The following is an 18,472-nucleotide window of genomic DNA, read 5'->3' as shown; positions in this document are numbered from 1 at the left end:
TGCGGCAAGTCGACCCAACCGACAACACCGATCACTCCTTGGGGGAGGACACGTGGCCCTCGTCGGCCGCTGGCAACTGCACCCGCTGCACCTCTACCTCGTCCGCAGCTACCTCGAACTAGACGACCTCACGCTGCCGCTGGAAGGACCGGCCTACGGCCGCACCAAGCAGCAGCTCGGCGAGGTCGCCCAGCGCGAGGCCGGCACCATGGCGGAGCTGGGCATCCTGGTGAACAACGAGGTCGACCCGGGCCTGGCGCAGGCGTTGAAGGTGCTCACCAAGCCGTACCTGTGGGTCGACTCGCTGTGGTTCCCGGACTTCGCCAGCGACGCGGCCTGGCGCACCGTCGCCGCCTTGACCGAAGGCGACCGGGTGGTGCTTGGCGTGCAGGAGCCGGGGGAGACCGACCGGTTCGGTGGCGCGCTCACCGTCGAGGTGCACGAGAAGATGCAGCTCTCCCAAGTGGTTCTGCCGACGCTGCCGCCTGCGCCGCCGGGTAACCGCCCTGCGGTGCGGGTTCCGGCCAGCTCCCTCAAACCGGCCCCGCAGGCCGAGGAGATGCCGGACAGCATGATGCAAGAGGTGACGCAGTCGCGCGGCAGCAGCGGTGACCAGCAGGTGGCCGCGTACCACGAGATCGGGAACGCGGTGCACGTGCGCGGCGGCCAGATCGCGGCGAACCTGCGCGACCCGCACGGCCGCGTGCGGCGGTCGCCGGTGGTGCGCTGGTTCGACAACGCCGAGCCCGACGGCCGCTACCTCGACCACACCGAACGCGGCTCGACCGGCGAGCAGATGTTCCTGCTTACCCCCGCCGACGCGGGTCGGATCCGCAGCGGCATCGACCGGTTGATCGCTGCCGTGCGCTGACTTGTTTCAGCATGTGGACGCATTCGTTCCACCAGTTAGGCTAACTCCTCGCTCGCGCCTGCAGGCGCGATACGAGAACTTCGGAGGGGTGCAGCCGTGTCCACGCAACCGGTCGCCGAGCGCGAGCCCGTGCTCATTCGCTCGGCTCGGGACGTCACCGAACTGGTCAACTCGGGTGCGGCACGGGGCAGCCACGCGAAGATGATCGTGCTGCTGGCCCTCGGCGGGATCTTCCTGGACGCCTACGACCTCACTTCGCTGGCCTACGGCATCACCGACATCAAGCAGCAGTTCGGGCTCTCCCCGGCCGGGGCCGGCGCCGTCACCGCCTCCATCAGCGTCGGCGCGATCTTCGGTGCGTGGCTCGGTGGCCTGCTGGTGGACCGGCTCGGCCGCTACCGCGTGTTCATGGCCGACATGCTGTTCTTCGTGGTCTCCGCGCTCGGCTGCGCGCTCGCGCCGAACATGGAGGTCCTGATCTTCTTCCGGTTCCTGATGGGCTTCGGCGTCGGCATGGACATCCCGGTCGCGATGGCCTTCCTGGCCGAGTTCTCCCGGCTGAAGGGCAAGGGCAGCAAGGGCTCCCGCACCGCGGCGTGGTCGCCCGCCTGGTACGTGGCCACCAGCGGTTGCTACCTGGTGATCATGGCGCTGTACTTCGTGCTGCCCGACGAGCACCACGGCCTGCTGTGGCGGTTCACCGTCGGCTTCGGCGCGGTGCCCGCGCTGGTGATCCTGCTGGTGCGCAACAAGTACATGAACGAGTCGCCGTCCTGGGCGGCAAACCAGGGCGACCTGGAGCGGGCCGCGAAGATCCTGCGCAAGTCCTACGGCGTCAACGCCGTGGTCGCGCCGGACGCGGAGGTGGTGAAGCCCCAGGCCGAGCGCCGCGGGCTGCGGGACTTCGCGCAGCTGTTCCAGCCCCGCTACCGCGCCCGGACGTTCCAGGCGCTGGTCATCGGCCTCGCCCAGACCTTCGGCTACAACGCGGTCGCCTACGGGCTGCCGATCATCATCGCGAGCATCCTCGCCCAGGGCGCGCTGAACACGATCACCGCCTCGCTGGTGCTCAACCTGGTCTTCGCCGTCACCGGTGGCCTGCTCGGCATCCGGCTCGCCAACAGGGCGGGCGCCTGGAAGATGACGTTCATCGGGTTCGCCGTGCAGCTGACGTCGCTGGTGGTGCTGGCGCTGATCGGCAAGCCGTCGGCGACCGCGTACGTGCTGTTCGCGATCTTTGCACTGGGCGCGTTCATGTTCGCGCAGGCCTCCGGGCCGGGCGCGCACTTCATGAGCTTCGCGTCCCTGAGCTACCCGACGACGATGCGCGGCACCGGCATCGGCTTCAACCAGGGCACCCTGCGGGTCGGTTCGACGCTGGCGCTGTTCTTCTTCCCGGTGCTCAGCGCATCGCTGGGCAGCGGCGTGTTCTGGGTGATCGCGCTCGCCCCGCTGATGGGCCTGGTGGCGCTGCTGGCCAAGCGCTGGGAGCCGGTGGGCTACGACGCAGACGCGATCGAGGCCGAGTGGCAGCAGGAGAAGGCCGCCGCCACGAGCTAGCTCGGCGTCTTCCGCACCACGACGCCCAGCGTCCGCCTCGTCGGTTCGGATGATCTTCGGCGGGCGGTCTTCCGTTGACGTGGTGGGGTGTTCCGGAACAAGATCGGCACACCACCGGCCCAGCGGGAAACGGAGCGCTGCAATGTCGCGTCGCGGTCAGATCACCATGTCCGAGGACGAGATCGTCGACTTCATCGCCCGGCGCCGGATCGTCGTGCTGGCGACGGTGAAGGCCGACGGGCGACCGCACCTGGTGCCGATGTGGTTCGTGCACGACGGCCCGGTGATCGAGGTGTGGTCCTACGGCCGGTCGCAGAAGACGCTGAACCTGCGCCGCGATCCGCGCGCCACGCTGCTGCTGGAGACCGGCACGGAGTACGGCGAGCTGCGCGGCGTCTCGCTGGAGTGCGACGTGCAGTTCCTGGACGCGCCGGAGGACGTCGAGCGCATCGGCCTGAGCCTGGCCGAGCGCTACGGCACGGCGGCCCCGGGCGAGCTGGCGGCGAGCGAGGAGGCCCGGGCCGTCCTGCGCGCCAAGGCCGCGAAGCGGGTCGGGCTGCGTTTCACCCCCACCCGGAAGATCACCTGGGACCACCGCAAGCTCGGCGGCGGCTACTGAATCGAAGCCCGCAGGGCTTCCGCGATGTGGGACGGCTCTCCCGGCGTTAAAGGAGTAGCGCGCAGCCCCTATTCTGGGAATGTGAACTGGACCGTCGACGTCCCCGTAGATGACCTGCCCGAGCTGCCGCCGCTGCCGCCGGAGATGCGCGCCCGCCTGGACGACGCGCTGGCCCGCCCTGCCGCGCAGCAGCCGCAGTGGCCGAACCCGGACCAGGCCGGCAGCGTCCGGAAGGTGCTGGAGAGCGTCCCGCCGGTGACCGTGCCCTCCGAGGTGGACGAACTTCGTCGGCACCTCGCGGCGGTCGCCCGCGGCGAAGCGTTTCTGCTGCAGGGCGGCGACTGCGCGGAGACCTTTGCGGACAACACCGAGCCGCACATCCGCGGCAACATCCGCACGCTGCTGCAGATGGCGGTGGTGCTGACCTACGGCGCGAGCATGCCGGTGGTCAAGGTCGGCCGGATCGCCGGGCAGTACGCCAAGCCGCGTTCCAGCAACACCGACGCGCTGGGCCTGCCGTCCTACCGCGGCGACATGATCAACTCGCTGGTCGCCACCGAGGACGCGCGCCGCCACGACCCGTCGCGGCTGATCCGCGCCTACGCCAACGCCAGCGCCGCGATGAACCTGTCCCGCGCGCTGACCAGCGCCGGGATGGCTGCGCTGACCAAGGTGCACGACTGGAACAAGGACTTCGTGCTCAACTCGCCGGCCGGCGAGCGCTACGAGTCCGTCGCCGCCGAGATCGACCGCGGCCTGCGCTTCATGACGGCCTGCGGCGTGGACGACTCCAGCCTGCACTCGGTGGAGTTCTACGCCAGCCACGAGGCGCTGGTGCTGGACTACGAGCGCGCCATGCTCCGGCTGGACACCACCGGCGAACGGCCGCGGCTGTTCGACCTGTCCGGGCACTTCCTGTGGGTGGGGGAGCGGACCCGTCAGCTGGACGGCGCGCACATCGCGTTCGCCGAGCTGATCTCCAACCCGATCGGCCTCAAGATCGGCCCGGGCACCACGCCCGAGCAGGCCGTGGAGTACGTCGAGCGGCTGGACCCGAACAACGAGCCCGGCCGGCTCACCCTGATCAGCCGGATGGGCAACGGCAAGGTGCGCGACGTGCTGCCGCCCATCGTGGAGAAGGTCACCGCCTCCGGGCACCAGGTGATCTGGCAGTGTGACCCCATGCACGGCAACACCCACGAGGCGAGCACCGGCTACAAGACCCGGCACTTCGACCGGATCGTGGACGAGGTGCAGGGCTTCTTCGAGGTGCACCACCGGCTCGGCACCCACCCGGGCGGCATCCACATCGAGCTGACCGGCGAGGACGTCACGGAGTGCGTCGGCGGCGCCCAGGAGATCTCCGACGCGGACCTGGCGGGCCGCTACGAGACGGCCTGCGACCCGCGCCTGAACACCCAGCAGTCGCTGGAGCTGGCGTTCCTGGTCGCGGAGATGCTGCGCGGCTGAACCAGCGGGAAGCAGTCGGGAGGGCCCGGAACCCGAGCGGTTCCGGGCCCTCCTGCGATTACTGGGCGAGTGCGATGTCGAGGGCGTGCGCGACGTGCAGGCGGGTGGAGTCGAACAGCGGCAGCGGGCTGTCGCCCGGGCCGAGCAGCAGCGTGATCTCGGTGCAGCCGAGGATCACGGCCTCGGCACCGCGCTCCGCCAAGCCCCGCACGATCCGCACGTACTGCTCGCGGGAGCCGTCCTCGACCCGGTTGCGGGTCAGCTCCCGGTAGATCACGTCGTGCACCAGGGTGCGGTCGGGTTCCTCCGGGACGATCACGTCGATGCCGTGCCGGTCGCGCATCCGCGCCCGGTAGAAGTCGAGTTCCATCGTGTAGCGGGTGCCCAGCAGGCCGACCCGGGTGAGGCCGGCGGCCGCGATCCGCGCGCCGGTGGCGTCGACGATGTGCACGAACGGCACGTCGATCGCCGCCTCGATCTCCTCGGCGACCTGGTGCATCGTGTTGGTGCAGAGCAGGACCAGGTCTGCTCCGGCGCGGCGCACCTGGCGCGCGGCGTCGGCCAGGTGCCGGCCTGCCGCTGCCCAGTCACCGGCCTCCTGCATGGCCACGATCGCGGCGAAATCTACGCTGTACAGCACGCTCGGCACGGTGTTGTAGCCACCGAGTCGAGCACGGCTCTCCTCGTTCAGCAGCCGGTAGTACTCGGCGGAGGATTCCCAGCTCATCCCGCCGAGCATCCCGATCGTGCGCATGCGTCCTCCTCGTCGAACGGCGTCGTGCCCGACAGCCTCGCCTGCGGCGGCCGGGGCCGGTGAACCGGGTCTTGCTCGTCGTGGCCCGACGAGCGACGAGGACGAACGGTCAGGGCCGTGATTCGTGCGCTTCGCGCGGCAGGTGGGCGGTCGTGACCGTGCGCGAGAACTTGCCGAAGGTGCTGCTCAGGCCCAGCGGGTCGAATCGGACCAGGGACAGCGCGCCGAGCACTGCAGCGCCGATGCCGACCGCGACGAACGGCCAGTTGTACATCGCCTGCTCGCCGTCGGGGTAGTAGGCCAGCACCAGCGCGATCGAGGCGCCGACCACGTACGACAGCGCGCGCGGCGTCCAGGCGAAGGCCGCACCCAGCGCCAAGCCCCAGGTCGTGTACCACGGCAGCAGGACCGGCGACAGGAACGCGCCGAAGCACAGGACGATCGCCGCGCGGCGCACTGCCTCGGGCCCGCCTTCCCGCGCCTGCCACCAGTTCCAGGCCAGGATCGCGACCAGCAGCACCGAGCCGAGCGTGCGCGTGGTGCCCACGAACGGCCAGATGTTGGTCTCGCCGAACAGTTGCACCAGGCTGTGCAATGCCTGTCCGACAGCGGTCGGGGCGGAGAGGTAGTTGACGATCATGCCGGGCGCGGACAGCGCGGAAAGCCACCCGAACCCGACCTTGGCGAGTGCCGTGCAGGCCCCGAAGACCACCACGAACACGCCAACCGCGGGGAACACGGCGCGGGCGAACCGCCGCCACAGCGGCCCGTCCAGGCGGGACGCCCAGATCCACACCAGGAACGGCAGCGCGAGCCCGGCGGTCGCCTTGATCGCCATCGCCGCCGACACCAGCGCGATCCCGGTGACGTTCTTGCCTTCGAGCATCAGCAGCGTGCCGACCGCCAGCAGCCCGATCATGAGCATGTCGTTGTGCGGGCCGCCGACGAGGTGCACCACCGTCATCGGGCTGGCCGCGACCAGCCAGAGCGCGACCGGCAGTCGGCCGCCGAGGCGCCGGACCAGGCCGGGGAGGGCGCAGATCAGCAGCACCAGGCCGCCCAGCAGCACCAGTCGCATCACGATGACGCTGGCGATGACGTCGTGGCCGGCCAGCAGGATCACGCCCTTGGCCACGCCCATGAACAGCGGGCCGTACGGTGCGGGCGTGGTCTGCCAGGTGGGGTGCACGTTCTCCGGGATCGGCCCGGTCAGCGCGGACGGGCCGACGCCGTAGGGGTCGAGGCCGTTGAGCGCGAGCAGGCCCTGGCCCAGGTAGCTGTAGACGTCGCGGGTGAACAGCGGCGGCGCGATGACCATCGGGCCGAGCCAGGCGGCGGTCGCCCACAGCACGCCGCGCGAGGTCACCAGATTCGCGATCACCCCGCGGCCGAGCCGGACCCACGCCCACACCAGCAGCGCGAAGCCGACGTAGACGACCGTGACCGCGACGTCGCGCCCGTGCCCGTAGCGCAGCGCCGAAAGCGGCCCGGAGCCGAGGACGGGATCGTGGACGAGCGTGCCGCCGGCGCCGAAGGAGCTGACCAGTAGCAGGACGGACCCGATCGCACCCAGTGCGATGGTGCGCAGGGGCAGCGGGCGCCGAGGCCGGCGTCCGCCGAGACTGGGCTGGCCGGCTGTGGTGTTGGCGGTCCGTTCGGACCAGTCGGGAGCCGACTCGATCGAAACACTCGGGGGCATTGTGCTTCCAATAGTTCCACAACCGACCGCTCGAGCCGCTGTGACCAGGCGAGATCCGTCGTGTCGTGGGTGACGCTCCCGCTTTTCGGTGATCGCCGGACGCCAAGTACGCGCTGGTAGACACCGGCGGCGGGCAAACGTTACACCGCCTAGAAGAGATCAGGATCACATTGCGGATCGCGCGGTTCTGCCGGGTCGTGGGCGCGCGCCCACGACCCGGTGGCTCAGAACGCGGTCGCGTGGATCGTCGACCCGGGCTCGACCTTGCTGCCGGCCAGCGGCAGCTGGCCCAGGATCACCATGCCGTCGCGCTCGAAGAACGCCTGCACGTCCAGCTGCAGGCCCAGCGCGGCGACCTGCTGCTTCGCCTCGTCCACCCGAACGCCGTTGAGGCTGGGCACCTCCACCGCGTTCGACAGCACCACGCCGATCCGCGGCTTGCCGACCAGCCGGATCTCGCTGCCGATGGCCGGGTCGGTGCTGATGACGTGGTCGCCGGCGACGTCGGAGTCGAACTGACGGCCTGCCTCGTAGGGGTCGAACCCGGCGTTGCTCAGCGTGGTGAACGCGTCGGCCTTGCTCATCCCGCGCACATCGGGCACCGGCACCGGCGGTGGGCCCTTGCTGACGATCAGGGTGACCTCGGCGCTGATGTTCAGCGGCGTACCGGGGCCGGGGTTCACGCTGATGACCCGGCCTTCGGGCACCGTGGTGTGGTACTGGTCGGCGGACTCGTCGTGCTTGGGCTGCAGCTTGACGTTGCGGACCGCGCTCTCCGCCTCGGCGAGCGTGGTGCCCTCGGCGATCTCCGGAACCTTGGGCTTGCCCAGCGAGACCACGAGGTCCACGGTGCTGCCGCTGCTCGCCTTGCCGCCCTCGCGCGGGTTGGAGCTGATCACCACGCCTTCCGCGACGGCGTTGTCGTAGGTCTTGGTGACGTTGCCGGTCAGCCCGGCGCCTTCCAGCGCCTGCTGCGCGACGGCCTCCTGTTCGCCGACGAGGCGCGGCACCTGGACCGAACTGCCGAGGCCCAGCCAGAACGCGGCGCCGCCGACCAGCGCGGCCAGCGCCAGGACCACGACGGTCCACACCAGCACCGTGCGCCTGCCGCGACTCCGGTCCCGCTGCGGGCCCGTGGGCGGGGCGGCGACGGCGGAGAACTCCTGGGTGTGGTCGCCGGTGGCGGGCCGGGCCATCGCGCGCGTGCGCTGCGGCCCGACGGGGCGCGTCTCGCGAACGGCCGGGATCTGCTCCGTCGGCGGGTCCCCGGCCGCGAGCGCCATCTGCGTGGTGCGCTCCTCGGACGCCGGGACCGGCACGGCGACCGGGGCGATGCCGAGGTCGGTGCGGACCTGCTGCAGCTCCGCGAGGAACACCTCGGCGCTCTCCGGGCGCTGCGCGGGGTCGCGGCGCGTCGCGCGGAACACGAGGTCGTCGATGGCCTGCGGGATCTCCGGCACCAGCTCGCTCGGCGGCGGGACGTCGTCGTTGACGTGCCGGTACGCCACCGACAGCGCGGTGTCGCCCACGTAGGGCGGGCGGCCGGTCAGCATTTCGAAGAGCACGATCCCGGCGGCGTACAAGTCGGAGCGCGCGTCGGCGGCGCCGGTGGTCACCTGCTCCGGCGACAGGTACGCGACGGTGCCCAGGATGATGCTGCCGCTGGTCGTACCGGCTTCCGCCGCGGCCCTGACCAGCCCGAAGTCGGCGACCATGACCGAGCCGTCCCGGCCGATCAGCACGTTCTCCGGCTTGACGTCGCGGTGCACCATGCCCGCCTGGTGCGCGGCGCCCAGCGCCGAGAGCACCGGCGCCATGACACTCAGCGCCATCGCCAGCGGCAGGCGGCCGCCGCGGTCCATGATCAGGTCCCGCAGCGTGCAGCCCTCGACGAGCTGCATCACCAGGAACACGTGATCGCCGTCGGGGCGGTGGTCCACGCCCTGGTCGTAGACGGCGACGACGTCGGGGTGGTGCAGCCGGGCCGCGGCGCGCGCCTCGCGCTCGAAGCGGTCGACGAACGACCGGTCGCCGGAGTACTGCGCGTCCATCACCTTGATCGCCACCGGCCGGTCCAGCCGGGTGTCCAGGCCGCGGTAGACCGTGGACATGCCACCGCGAGCGATCAGCGAATCGACCCGGTAGCGGCGTTCGAGCATGGCTCCGACGAGGCTCGGGCCACCACCGGAACGTGTCTCAGGAGTCATCTTCCGCCCACCACCAGGTACCTTTCCGACCCCGATTGTGGCAGGCCGCGCGCGCGGCACCGGGGATGCCTCCGCGGTCGGGCTCGGGATCGATCACGATCATGATGGTATCCGGGGGCGAGCCGTGCAGTGTGCGGCATCGAGGTCGGTCATGTGGCAAGGTATGCAGCGTGAGTGCGATCCCTGCTGCCCCGGATGTGCTCGCTCCCGATGTGGAGGTCGTCCCGCTGCCCGACGTCGCCGAGCGACTCGGTCAGCCAGTGACCCGGGTGCACCAACTGATCCGTGATGGACATCTGCTCGCCTTGCGCAGGAACGGAGTGCTGGGCGTGCCCAGCGCGTTCCTCGTCGACACCGAAGTGGTGAAGGGCCTGGCGGGCACGACCACCCTGCTCCGGGATGCCGGCTACCAGGAGGACGAGATCCTCCGGTGGCTGTTCACCCCGGACGACTCGTTGCCCGGCACGCCGATCGACGCGCTGCGCGGCGACCGCGGTCGAGAGGTGAAGCGGAGGGCCCAGGCGATGGGCTTCTGAGGTCGTCGTCCGGTCCGGGCCGCGCGGGCCCGGAGCGGACGATCGACGCTGATCAGCCGGTGATGCGTCGCGCGGCGAGCTTGCCGGACAGCAAGACCGGCGGAACGCCCACGCCGGGCGTCGTGCCCGAGCCGGCGAGCACCGCGTTGGCCAGGCCGCGCACCAGGTTGCGTGGCCGGAACGGTCCTGTCTGCGCGAACGTGTGCGCGGCCGAGAACGGCGTTCCGGCGGCGTGGCCCTGCGCCGCCCAGTCCGCCGGGGTGATCAGCTGCTGCTCCTCGATCGCCGCGCCGAAGCCGGTGAACCCGCGCCGCTCCAGCTCGCCCAGCAGCTCGTCGCGGTAGGCGGGGCCGATCCGCTCCCAGTCGATCGGCCCGGTGCGCAGGTTCGGGCAGGGCGCGAGCACGTAGTGCAGCTCGCGGCCGTCGGGCGCCAGCGACGGATCGGTCGCGGTCGGCCTGGTGATCAGCAGCGACGGATCGGTCATCAGCCTGCCGTCGCGGATGATCTCGGTGAACGTGCCGTGCCAGGCCGCGCCGAAGGAGATCGTGTGGTGGGCGTCGGACCAGCCGCGGGTGGTCCCGGCGTGCAGCACCACCGCCGACGGAGACCAGCGCAACCGCCGCCGCTGGCGGTGGCCGAGGAGCCCGTGCACGACCGGCAGGTCGGGCGTGAGCACGAACGCGTCGGCCTCGATGCGGGTGCCGTCGGATGTGCGGACCGCGGTGATCCGGTCGCCGCGCCGCTCCAGCTCCGCCACCTCGGCGTTGTAGTGGAACGTGACGCCCGCGCCCGCTGCTGCGTCGGCAAGAGCGGTCGGGACGGCGTGCATGCCGCCGCGCGGGAACCACACGCCGTTGACGGTGTCCATGTACGAGATGACGGCGTACAGGGCTAGCGCTCGGCGCGGGTCCAGGCCCGCGTAGAGAGCCTGGAAGGAGAACACCCGGCGCAGCCGCTCGTCGGCCAGGAACCGGCCGATCGCCGGGCCGAGCCGGCCGAAGCCGCCGAGCGCTGCGAGGCGCGCCAGCTCGGGCGAGAGCAGGTCCAGCGGGGAGTCGAAGTTCGCGTCGATGAAGCGGTGCATCTCCGCCCGGTAGACCTCGGTCAGCCAGCGCCGCAGCCGCCGGTACCCGGCCGCCTCCGCGGGCCCGGCGAACCGCCGCACCTCCTCTTCCATCGCGGCGGCGTCGGTGTGCACGTCGAGCGCCGAGCCGTCCGCGAACTGCGCCCGGTAGGCCGGGTGCAGCGGGATCAGGTCGAGGCGGTCGGCCACCGATTCGCCGACCGCGTGCAGCGCCTCGTCGACGAGCTCGGGCATGGTCAGCACGGTCGGGCCGGTGTCGATCCGGTACCCGGCGACCTCGTGCAACCCGGCCCGCCCGCCCGGCAGGCCCGCCCGTTCGACGACCGTCACCCGCCGCCCCGCGCCCGCGAGGTGCAGGGCCGCGGTCAGCCCGGCCAGGCCCGCACCGACGACCACGACGTGATCGGTGCGGCCGGTGACGGTGCGCATCAGTGGCTGCGGTCGGTGACGGCGATCGCGAGCTCCGCCAGCCGCGACGTGGCCGGTTCGGCCAGTCCCGCGGCGTGCAGCGCGAGCATCGCCGAGCCGGTCAGCTCGGTGATCCGCTTCTCGACGGCCGCGACCGCGCCGAGCCTCGTCAGCACCTGCCGGGCCTGCCCGACGCGGTCCGCGTCGAGTTCGGGATCGCCGAGCACGTCGCGCAGCAGGTCCAGCGCGGGCTGGTCGGCCTGCTCGCGGGCCGCCGCCACGGCCTCGGCGATCAGCACCGTCCGCTTGCCTTCGCGCAGGTCGTCCCCGGCGGGCTTGCCGGTCACCCCGGGGTCGCCGAAGACGCCGAGCAGGTCGTCGCGGAGCTGGAAGGCGACGCCGATGTCGGAGCCGAACCGGCGCAGTGCCTCCAGCGCGTCCGGGCCGGCCCCGGCGGCCTCCGCGCCAAGCTCCAGCGGCCGCTGGACGGTGTAGGACGCGGCCTTGAGCTGGCAGATCCGCAGCGCGGCCTGCGGCGTCTCGTCGCCGCGGAACTGGCCGAGCACGTCGAGGTACTGACCGGCGAGCACCTCGGTGCGCATCGCGCGCCACGGGCGCAGCGCCCGGGCCAGCGCCGCCGGCGGGATACCGGCGCTGTGCAGCAGGTCGTCGGCCCAGGACAGCGCCAGGTCGCCGAGCAGCACCGCGGCGGCGCGCCCGAACTGGATGCCGGTGCCGGCGAACCCGGACTCGCGGTGGATCTGCTCGAACTTGCGGTGCACGGTCGGATTGCCGCGGCGGGTGTCCGATTCGTCGATCAGGTCGTCGTGCACCAGCGCGCAGGCCTGCAGCAGCTCCAATGCGCTCGCGGCCCGCAGCATCGCCTGCGCCGCGGGCCCCTCGGCGGGCCCGCCGGCCGCGCGCCAGCCCCACCAGGCGAAGGTGGGGCGGATCCGCTTCCCACCGCCGAGGACGAACCGCGCCAGCTCGGCCACCGCGGCCGCGAACGCCGGATCGAGGTCGGCTGCCTCGGCGCTGCGGGTCTGCAGGTAGTCGGTCAGCGTCCGCTGGACCTGACCGGGGAGGTCGGTTTCCACGACGACGATGTCCTTGCCGGTTGCTTGCACGACGGTCGAATTCGATGGGGGCACACCTCCATCCTCCGCGACGCCATCGGGTGAACGCCGCCGGGGCCGCTCCCAGCCGCTGGGACGATGCCGGAGGAGCCCGGGAACCGTCCTTATCCTGTTCGGCATGACGGCGGTGGTGGATCGGTTGCGGACCGAGAAGACGACTTTCTCGGTGGAGTTCTTCCCGCCGCGCGGCGACGACGAGGAGCGCGTCCTCTGGCGGGCCATCCGCGAGCTGGAGCCGCTGGACCCCGCCTTCGTCTCGGTGACCTACGGCGCGGGCGGCTCCAACCGGGACCGCACCATCCGGACCACCGGCCGCATCGCTCAGGAGACCACCCTGACGCCGATGGCGCACCTCACCGCGGTGGACCACTCCGTCGCCGAACTGCGCAACGTCATCGGCTGGTACGCCGCGTCCGGGGTGCAGAACGTGCTGGCCGTGCGCGGTGATCCGCCGGGGGACCCGAACGGCGAATGGCGCAGGCACCCCGACGGCCTGACCTACGCGGAGGAACTCGTCCGGCTGGTGCGGGAGCTCGGCGAGTTCTGCGTCGGAGTCGCGGCCTTCCCGCACGGCCACCCGCGCTCCTCGGACCTGGAAACCGACGCCGACCACCTGGTGCGCAAGATCCGTGCGGGCGCGGGATTCGCCATCGCCCAGCTGTTCCTGGAGCCGGAGTACTTCCTGCGGCTGCGCGACCGGATGGCCGCCCGCGGCTGCGACGTGCCGCTGCTGCCGGGCGTCATGCCGATCACCACGCCGCGGGTGCTGGGCAAGTTCGGCGAGCTGGCCGGGGTGCCGGTGCCCGCCGAGGTGTCGGAGCAGCTGCTGCCGCTGGCGGAGGATCCGGCGGGGTTCCGCGCCGCTGGCGTGGATCTGGTGACGCGGCTGTGCGAGCGGCTGATCGCCGAGGGCGTCCCGGCGCTGCACTTCTACACCCTCAACCGTTCGAAGGCGACGCGCCAGGTGGTCGCGAACCTCGGTCTGGGAGCCGGCTAGCGACTGATTCCAGGCTTGTTTTGCGTGGCGGTGCGGGTGGCGGAACCTCAGACGCCGTCTGGATGGACTGTGGGATCCCCGACTTACGTATGTCCAATACGCGGCGTCGAGGCTGTCCTCGCCAGACGACGTCTGAGAACCCGCGGCGGTGCGAGTTGCGTGGGTGGGCTAAGCGGCTTCGCCGCTTCAAAGACGAAGAACAACCAACAACCCTTTTAGGCGTTCTGGTCGGCCCGGCTGCGCACGTGGGTGCGCAGCGCGAGCCCCGCCACGACGGCCGCGGCGCAGAACGTGAGCGCGCCGACCAGCAGCGCCCAGCCGATCCAGTCCATGCCGGTGGAGTTGGAGAACTGGTAGGTGGCCGACATCTCGCTGACCGCGCCGGGTTGCAGCGACCAGGCGACCGTGCCGGCGCTCTCCTGACCGTTGGTGTTGGTGATCTCGCCGGGCGCGCTGATCTTCAGGTCGACGCCGGAGTCGGTGTCGGCCAGCGGCGTCAGGTCCGCCGAGCCTTTGAAGATCACCAGCGAGCCGGACCGGGACAGGTGCAGCTGGTAGCGGGCATCGGGGCTCATCGCCTCGGCGAGCTGCTCGACCTCCGGGAAGGTCAGGTCGTGGAACGACAGGTGCGAGCCGTCGCGGCCGCTGTCGCGGTACGGCGTGATCTGCACCCGGTCGGCGAGGTTCTCGGGCGGCTGCAGGCGGAGCGGGGGCTGCCCGTCGGCGACCTGGGTGGTGAGCACGACCTCGCCGGAGACCTGGTCCTCGCCGGAGATGTTCAGCGAGGCGTTGGCGTGCAGGCACCCGCTGAGCAGCGCGCCGAGCGCGGTGATCAGGACCAGCAGGAGCGCGGTGCGGCCGCGCGGGGTCTTGTCCTCCACCTGGGCGATCTTCCCATCCGGAGAGCCTTTTCGCTGCCCGCTAACGCCCACTTCGTCGAGGCGCGTGACCGTCGTCGTCGCGCGATAGCGGGTTGTTGCCTTCGAAGGCTTGCGCCGCCGCGGGTTCTCCGGTCGTCTTCTCGCGAGGCTGCCTCGACGTGGTGAATCGGTCATTCATGCAGTCGGGGCGGCTACTCCCGCCGGGCCGCTACCCGCTCCGTTATTCGAAAGGAGTTCTCCAGCGGATTCGATAGCGTGGCGGGCATGGGAGTTGACCACAGCGGTGTGCACGAAATCAGCGACCAGTTCGTATCCGAGCTGGTCGCGCTCGATCCGGTCGCCGGAACCTACCTGGGCGTGCCCGGCCGGGAAGAGGAGCTGACCGACTATTCGCCGGACGGGCACCGGGCCCGCGCGGAGCTCGCCCGCCGCAGCCTCGCGGCGGTGCAGGCGGCCGATCCCGCCGACGATTCCGAGCGGGTCGCGCAGGCGGTGTTCGCCGAGCGCGTCGGCCTGGACCTGGAGCTGCACGAGGTCGGCGCGGACATGTCTTCGCTGAACGTGATCGCCAGCCCGGTGCAGGACCTCCGGCAGGTCTTCGACCTGATGCCGACCGACACCCCGGAGCAGTGGCGGACCATCGCCCGCCGCCTGTCGGTGATGCCCGAAGCGGTGCTGGGCCTGCGCGCCGGCCTGCTGGCGGCGGCCGCGGACGGCAACGTGTCGGCGGCCCGGCAGGTCCGCAAGGTCGCGGAGCAGTGCGACACCTGGTCCGGGCGCGGTGGGCAGTCGTCGTTCTTCGCGGCGATGGTCGGGCGCGCCGAGGGCGTGGACGAGTCGCTGCGCCGCGACCTGGGCACCGCGGCCGAATCGGCCGCCGAGGCGTACGCCGGGCTCGCCGACTTCCTCCGCGGCGAGCTGCTGCCGAAGGCCCCGGAGAAGGACGCCGTGGGCGAGCAGCGGTACCGGTTGTGGTCGCGCTACTTCACCGGAGCCCGCCTCGACCTGCGGGAAGCGTACGAGTGGGGCTGGCAGGAGTTCTCCGGCATCGAGGCGGAGATGAAGCAGATCGCGAACCGGATCAAGCCGGGGGCGACGCTGGCCGAGGCCGCGGCCGTGCTCGACGCCGACCCGCGCAACCAGGTGCACGGGCAGGACCGGTTCGAGGAGTGGATGCAGCAGCTGTCCGACCAGGCGCTGCAGGACCTGCGCGGCAAGCACTTCGAGATCCCGGACCCGCTGATGCGGCTGGAGTGCCGGATCGCCCCGCCGGGCGGCGGCGTCGGCGCCTACTACACCAGCCCGACCGACGACTTCTCGCGGCCCGGCCGGATGTGGTGGTCGGTGCCCGCCGACCGGCAGGACTTCCCGACCTGGCGCGAAGTTTCCACCGTGTACCACGAGGGCGTGCCCGGGCACCACCTGCAGATCGCGACCGCGGTGCACGAGGCGCAGCGGCTCAACAAGTTCCAGCGGCTGGCCTGCTTCGTCTCCGGGCACGGCGAGGGCTGGGCGCTGTACGCCGAGCGCCTGATGCGCGAGCTCGGCTACCTCGAGGACGACGGCGACCTGCTCGGCATGCTCAACGACCAGCTCTTCCGCGCGGCGCGTGTGGTGGTCGACATCGGCATGCACTTGGAGCTGGAGATCCCGGCGGGTACCGGCTTCCACGAGGGCGAGCGCTGGACGCCGGAGCTGGGCCTGGAGTTCATGCTGAGCCGGACCATCACCGACCCGGCGCAGGTCCGCGACGAGATCGACCGCTACCTGGGCTGGCCGGGCCAGGCGCCGTCGTACAAGCTCGGCGAGCGGCTGTGGCGGGCGGCCCGCGACGAGGCCAAGCAGCGCCACGGCGCGGCCTTCGACGTGAAGGAGTTCCACACGCAGGCCCTGAAGATGGGCGGCATGGGGCTCGACACCCTCCGCGAGCAGCTGGCCCTGCTGTAAGCCCCGGCCCGGGCTGTGGGTCTTCCAGGGCGCCAGGGACCCACGGCCCGGGATCGGAAATCGAATCCCGGTCCGACGTCAGCCGATCAAACGGCTTCCAGGGGGAGCGGGCGCCCCAGGACCGCGAAGGGGCGCGGGTCGCCCGTGAAGCGGTAGTTGCGCAGGACGTCCGCGAAGCCCACCCTGCGGTACAGCTTCCAGGCGCGGGTCGGGCCTTCCGGCGTGGAGAGCAGGACCTTGCCGCCCTGCGCGCCGGAGAGCAGGCGGCGCAGGATCTCCTCGCCGAGGCCGCCGCCCTGGCTTCCCGGGTGCACGTGCAGCTCGGTGAGCTCGAAGTAGTCGTCCAGCCAGCTGTCTGCGTCGCCGCCGCTGCTCAGCAGCCCGCGGCGGACCTGCTCGTGCCACCACTGCCCCGGGGCGCCCAGGTAGCCGTAGCCGATGCCGATGAGCTCGTCGCGGTCGCTGAACGCGCCGATGCAGCGCCAGCCCGCGCGCAGCATGTGCGCCGACCACATCGGGGCGCGCTGCTGTGCGGTCGCGGGCGGGTAGTTCATCGCGGTCACGTAGATCTGCAGGGCCTCGGGGAGCCGGGCCCGGAGCTGCTCCGTGGTCAGCTCGGTGATCCGGTAACAACGGGGTGATGGCGCGGCGGTCACGGGGCGAACATTAGCCCCTCCGCGGCGTGCGGTCCTTTCCGCGGCCGATCCTGCCGCCGCGAGCTCTCGGCCGGGTGGCTGATTCGGCCACTCGGGTGATCATCTTGGCTGGTCATGACTCGAACAGGTGAGCTGGGGCTCATTGCTTGAGTCCGTCGGTGGTGCGCGCTAATCTAAAGATGTTCGAACGGAAGTTCGATGGACATACGTTCGAACATCGAGTCCGGCGGTGGGGTGGGGGAAGCACCCCGCCGCCGGACCTGCCGGCTCCCCACGGCAGGCGTGGACGGCTTCGTCGTGCAGAGGAGATACGCCGATGTCTTTTTCCACTGACTTCTCGATTCCGGCTCCGCGGCACTCCGTGGAGAACCACGAACCGACGCCCGAGGCGGACACGCCGGCCGGTTCCCTGACGCTGCTGCTCGACGCCCGAAGCCGCCTGCACGAGGCGGAAGAGGCGGACCGGCCGAGCGAGCGGTACGTGGCCGCGCACGTGGCGGCGTTACGCGCCGCGACGGCGGTGGTGGTGGCGCGTTCCTGGCGGAGCGAGAACAGCCGCCCGGCCAGCGTCTGGACGATGCTGACCGCCGCCGCCCCCGAATTCCGGGAGTGGGCGGCCTTCTTCGCGGCGCGCTCGGACCGGCGGGCCGTGGCGGAGGCGGGGGTGCCGACCATCACCTGGCTGGATGCCGACGGGCTGTTGGCGCGCAGCCGCGAATTCCTCGACATCGTGGGCCGGAGCCTGCTGGGGGTGGCTCGATGAACGGAACCGAAGTGGGGCTCGACTACGGGCGGATGCTCGACCTGCTCGGCATCGAGGCGCAGCTGCTCACCGCGGCGACCCACGACGCGCACGCCGACGCGCCGGCGTTGGGCGCGTCCGGGCGGACCTTGGGGCAGACGATCCGGCACCTGGGCGATCTGTGCGAGGACACGCTGTCCTGGCTGGGCGCGACGGCGGCCGAGCAGCGCTGGGACCTGCCGGATCAGCCCTCGCTGCGCGAGGTGACCAGCAGATTCGCCGTTCGCCTGGCCGACCTGCTCGCCGAGTTCGGCGCCCGCCCGCCGCACGACCGGTGTCCGACGTGGTGGCCCGAGCAGCACACCGTGCGGTTCTGGCTGCGGCGAATGCTGCACGCCACGACGGTGCACCGGGTGGACGTGCAGGTTGCGGCGGGAGTGCTGCCGACGCCGATCGAGCCGGAGGTGGCCACCGACGGCGTCGACGAGGTGCTGCGCCTCTGGTTCGGCTACCGGCTGCACGCGCTCGGCATCACCGCGACGCGGCCCTGTTCGGTCGGGGTGTACGTGGCCGACCAGAACTGGCTGGTCACCGCGGATCAGAACGGCACCGCGGTGGTGAGTTCCGCGGACGTGGCGACCACGACGCCCGACGCGGTCGTCGGCGGCGATGCGCCCGCCGTCTACCTGTGGATGTGGGGCCGGCTGCCCGATCGAGCGGTGGAGACCAGCGGCGATCTCGATGCGATCGCGCAGCTCTGGAGCCTGCTGCAACTGGCCACCCGCTGAGCCTGGCCCTGCGTGGCGGCGCGGATCTCGCCGCGGCACGGGACGGCTCAATCCGTTTGCGTCGCGGAGGTGGCAGGGTCAGCGTGTGCGGGTGCTGATTCGACGTGAGATCCC

General features: G+C 71.5%; 16 protein-coding genes. 9 read left to right on the top strand and 7 right to left on the bottom strand.

The features are described 5' to 3' along the window. Positions 1–52: 52 nt before the first annotated feature. From BLW84_RS12690 to BLW84_RS12675, 4 genes are all read left to right on the top strand, one after another. Positions 53–871, top strand: a complete 819-nt coding sequence (locus BLW84_RS12690; protein WP_093265150.1) for an ESX secretion-associated protein EspG — start codon at positions 53–55, stop codon at positions 869–871. Between the two features lie 96 nt (positions 872–967). After that, positions 968–2,431, top strand: a complete 1,464-nt coding sequence (locus tag BLW84_RS12685; RefSeq protein ID WP_093265149.1) for an MFS transporter — start codon at positions 968–970, stop codon at positions 2,429–2,431. A 142-nt stretch (positions 2,432–2,573) separates the two neighbouring features. After that, positions 2,574–3,050, top strand: coding sequence for a PPOX class F420-dependent oxidoreductase (locus BLW84_RS12680; protein WP_093265147.1), 477 nt, complete (start codon positions 2,574–2,576; stop codon positions 3,048–3,050). An 81-nt stretch (positions 3,051–3,131) separates the two neighbouring features. After that, positions 3,132–4,520, top strand: a complete 1,389-nt coding sequence (locus BLW84_RS12675) for a class II 3-deoxy-7-phosphoheptulonate synthase (protein WP_093265145.1) — start codon at positions 3,132–3,134, stop codon at positions 4,518–4,520. Between the two features lie 58 nt (positions 4,521–4,578). Here the strand turns inward: BLW84_RS12675 and BLW84_RS12670 are convergent, their stop codons facing one another. From BLW84_RS12670 to pknB, 3 genes are all read right to left on the bottom strand, one after another. Then, a complete protein-coding gene (locus BLW84_RS12670; RefSeq protein ID WP_093265144.1) occupies positions 4,579–5,274 on the bottom strand; it encodes an aspartate/glutamate racemase family protein in 696 nt (231 codons plus the stop codon). 109 nt (positions 5,275–5,383) lie between these two features. Continuing rightward, positions 5,384–6,973, bottom strand: coding sequence for a polyprenol phosphomannose-dependent alpha 1,6 mannosyltransferase MptB (mptB, locus tag BLW84_RS12665; protein WP_245761104.1), 1,590 nt, complete (start codon positions 6,971–6,973; stop codon positions 5,384–5,386). Between the two features lie 224 nt (positions 6,974–7,197). Next, positions 7,198–9,180, bottom strand: coding sequence for a Stk1 family PASTA domain-containing Ser/Thr kinase (gene pknB, locus BLW84_RS12660; RefSeq protein WP_245761103.1), 1,983 nt, complete (start codon positions 9,178–9,180; stop codon positions 7,198–7,200). A gap of 170 nt (positions 9,181–9,350) precedes the next feature. On the opposite strand from pknB, the gene BLW84_RS12655 reads away from it, so the two are divergent. Next, the gene (locus BLW84_RS12655) at positions 9,351–9,716 is read left to right on the top strand and encodes an Rv2175c family DNA-binding protein (RefSeq protein WP_218157295.1); all 366 of its coding nucleotides are present in this window, start codon (positions 9,351–9,353) and stop codon (positions 9,714–9,716) included. 52 nt (positions 9,717–9,768) lie between these two features. On the opposite strand, the gene crtI is transcribed toward BLW84_RS12655, so the two are convergent. Together crtI and BLW84_RS12645 are read right to left on the bottom strand one after the other, a co-directional pair. Next, positions 9,769–11,232, bottom strand: coding sequence for a phytoene desaturase family protein (crtI, locus tag BLW84_RS12650; RefSeq protein WP_093265139.1), 1,464 nt, complete (start codon positions 11,230–11,232; stop codon positions 9,769–9,771). Beyond that, positions 11,232–12,362, bottom strand: a complete 1,131-nt coding sequence (locus tag BLW84_RS12645; protein ID WP_425441709.1) for a polyprenyl synthetase family protein — start codon at positions 12,360–12,362, stop codon at positions 11,232–11,234. Before BLW84_RS12645 ends, crtI begins: the two co-directional genes overlap by 1 nt. A 103-nt stretch (positions 12,363–12,465) precedes the next feature. Between BLW84_RS12645 and BLW84_RS12640 the strand changes: the two genes are divergently transcribed. Continuing rightward, positions 12,466–13,344 (top strand): methylenetetrahydrofolate reductase, encoded by an 879-nt coding sequence (locus BLW84_RS12640; RefSeq protein WP_093265136.1) that lies wholly within the window; start codon positions 12,466–12,468, stop codon positions 13,342–13,344. A gap of 215 nt (positions 13,345–13,559) precedes the next feature. On the opposite strand, the gene BLW84_RS12635 is transcribed toward BLW84_RS12640, so the two are convergent. Continuing rightward, positions 13,560–14,225, bottom strand: coding sequence for a DUF3153 domain-containing protein (locus BLW84_RS12635; RefSeq protein ID WP_093265134.1), 666 nt, complete (start codon positions 14,223–14,225; stop codon positions 13,560–13,562). 264 nt (positions 14,226–14,489) lie between these two features. On the opposite strand from BLW84_RS12635, the gene BLW84_RS12630 reads away from it, so the two are divergent. Beyond that, positions 14,490–16,172 carry a DUF885 domain-containing protein gene (locus tag BLW84_RS12630; RefSeq protein ID WP_093265132.1) on the top strand — a complete coding sequence of 561 codons (1,683 nt, stop codon included), beginning with the start codon at positions 14,490–14,492 and terminating at the stop codon, positions 16,170–16,172. A gap of 86 nt (positions 16,173–16,258) precedes the next feature. Here the strand turns inward: BLW84_RS12630 and BLW84_RS12625 are convergent, their stop codons facing one another. After that, a complete protein-coding gene (locus tag BLW84_RS12625) occupies positions 16,259–16,828 on the bottom strand; it encodes a GNAT family N-acetyltransferase (protein WP_093265131.1) in 570 nt (189 codons plus the stop codon). A gap of 316 nt (positions 16,829–17,144) precedes the next feature. Here BLW84_RS12625 and BLW84_RS12620 point away from each other — a divergent pair, with 316 nt between their 5' ends. Continuing rightward, positions 17,145–17,591, top strand: a complete 447-nt coding sequence (locus tag BLW84_RS12620) for an SAV_6107 family HEPN domain-containing protein (RefSeq protein ID WP_093265129.1) — start codon at positions 17,145–17,147, stop codon at positions 17,589–17,591. Next, the gene (locus BLW84_RS12615) at positions 17,588–18,358 is read left to right on the top strand and encodes a maleylpyruvate isomerase N-terminal domain-containing protein (RefSeq protein ID WP_245761102.1); all 771 of its coding nucleotides are present in this window, start codon (positions 17,588–17,590) and stop codon (positions 18,356–18,358) included. Before BLW84_RS12620 ends, BLW84_RS12615 begins: the two co-directional genes overlap by 4 nt. Positions 18,359–18,472 lie beyond the last annotated feature (114 nt).

Origin of the sequence: Saccharopolyspora shandongensis, from assembly GCF_900106995.1 — a bacterium.
Classification (GTDB): domain Bacteria; phylum Actinomycetota; class Actinomycetes; order Mycobacteriales; family Pseudonocardiaceae; genus Saccharopolyspora; species Saccharopolyspora shandongensis.
Note: the sequence above shows the minus strand (reverse complement) of the source record. Positions and strands in the feature narration are given on the sequence as shown.

What these genes read in the sequence shown, in the direction of transcription:
- mptB (WP_245761104.1), bottom strand. Translation starts at nt 6,973, where the DNA reads ATGCCCCCGAGTGTTTCGATCGAGTCGGCTCCCGACTGGTCCGAACGG.
- BLW84_RS12615 (WP_245761102.1), top strand. Translation starts at nt 17,588, where the DNA reads ATGAACGGAACCGAAGTGGGGCTCGACTACGGGCGGATGCTCGACCTG.
- BLW84_RS12680 (WP_093265147.1), top strand. Translation starts at nt 2,574, where the DNA reads ATGTCGCGTCGCGGTCAGATCACCATGTCCGAGGACGAGATCGTCGAC.
- pknB (WP_245761103.1), bottom strand. Translation starts at nt 9,180, where the DNA reads ATGACTCCTGAGACACGTTCCGGTGGTGGCCCGAGCCTCGTCGGAGCC.
- BLW84_RS12630 (WP_093265132.1), top strand. Translation starts at nt 14,490, where the DNA reads ATGGGAGTTGACCACAGCGGTGTGCACGAAATCAGCGACCAGTTCGTA.
- BLW84_RS12670 (WP_093265144.1), bottom strand. Translation starts at nt 5,274, where the DNA reads ATGCGCACGATCGGGATGCTCGGCGGGATGAGCTGGGAATCCTCCGCC.
- BLW84_RS12640 (WP_093265136.1), top strand. Translation starts at nt 12,466, where the DNA reads ATGACGGCGGTGGTGGATCGGTTGCGGACCGAGAAGACGACTTTCTCG.
- crtI (WP_093265139.1), bottom strand. Translation starts at nt 11,232, where the DNA reads ATGCGCACCGTCACCGGCCGCACCGATCACGTCGTGGTCGTCGGTGCG.
- BLW84_RS12620 (WP_093265129.1), top strand. Translation starts at nt 17,145, where the DNA reads ATGTCTTTTTCCACTGACTTCTCGATTCCGGCTCCGCGGCACTCCGTG.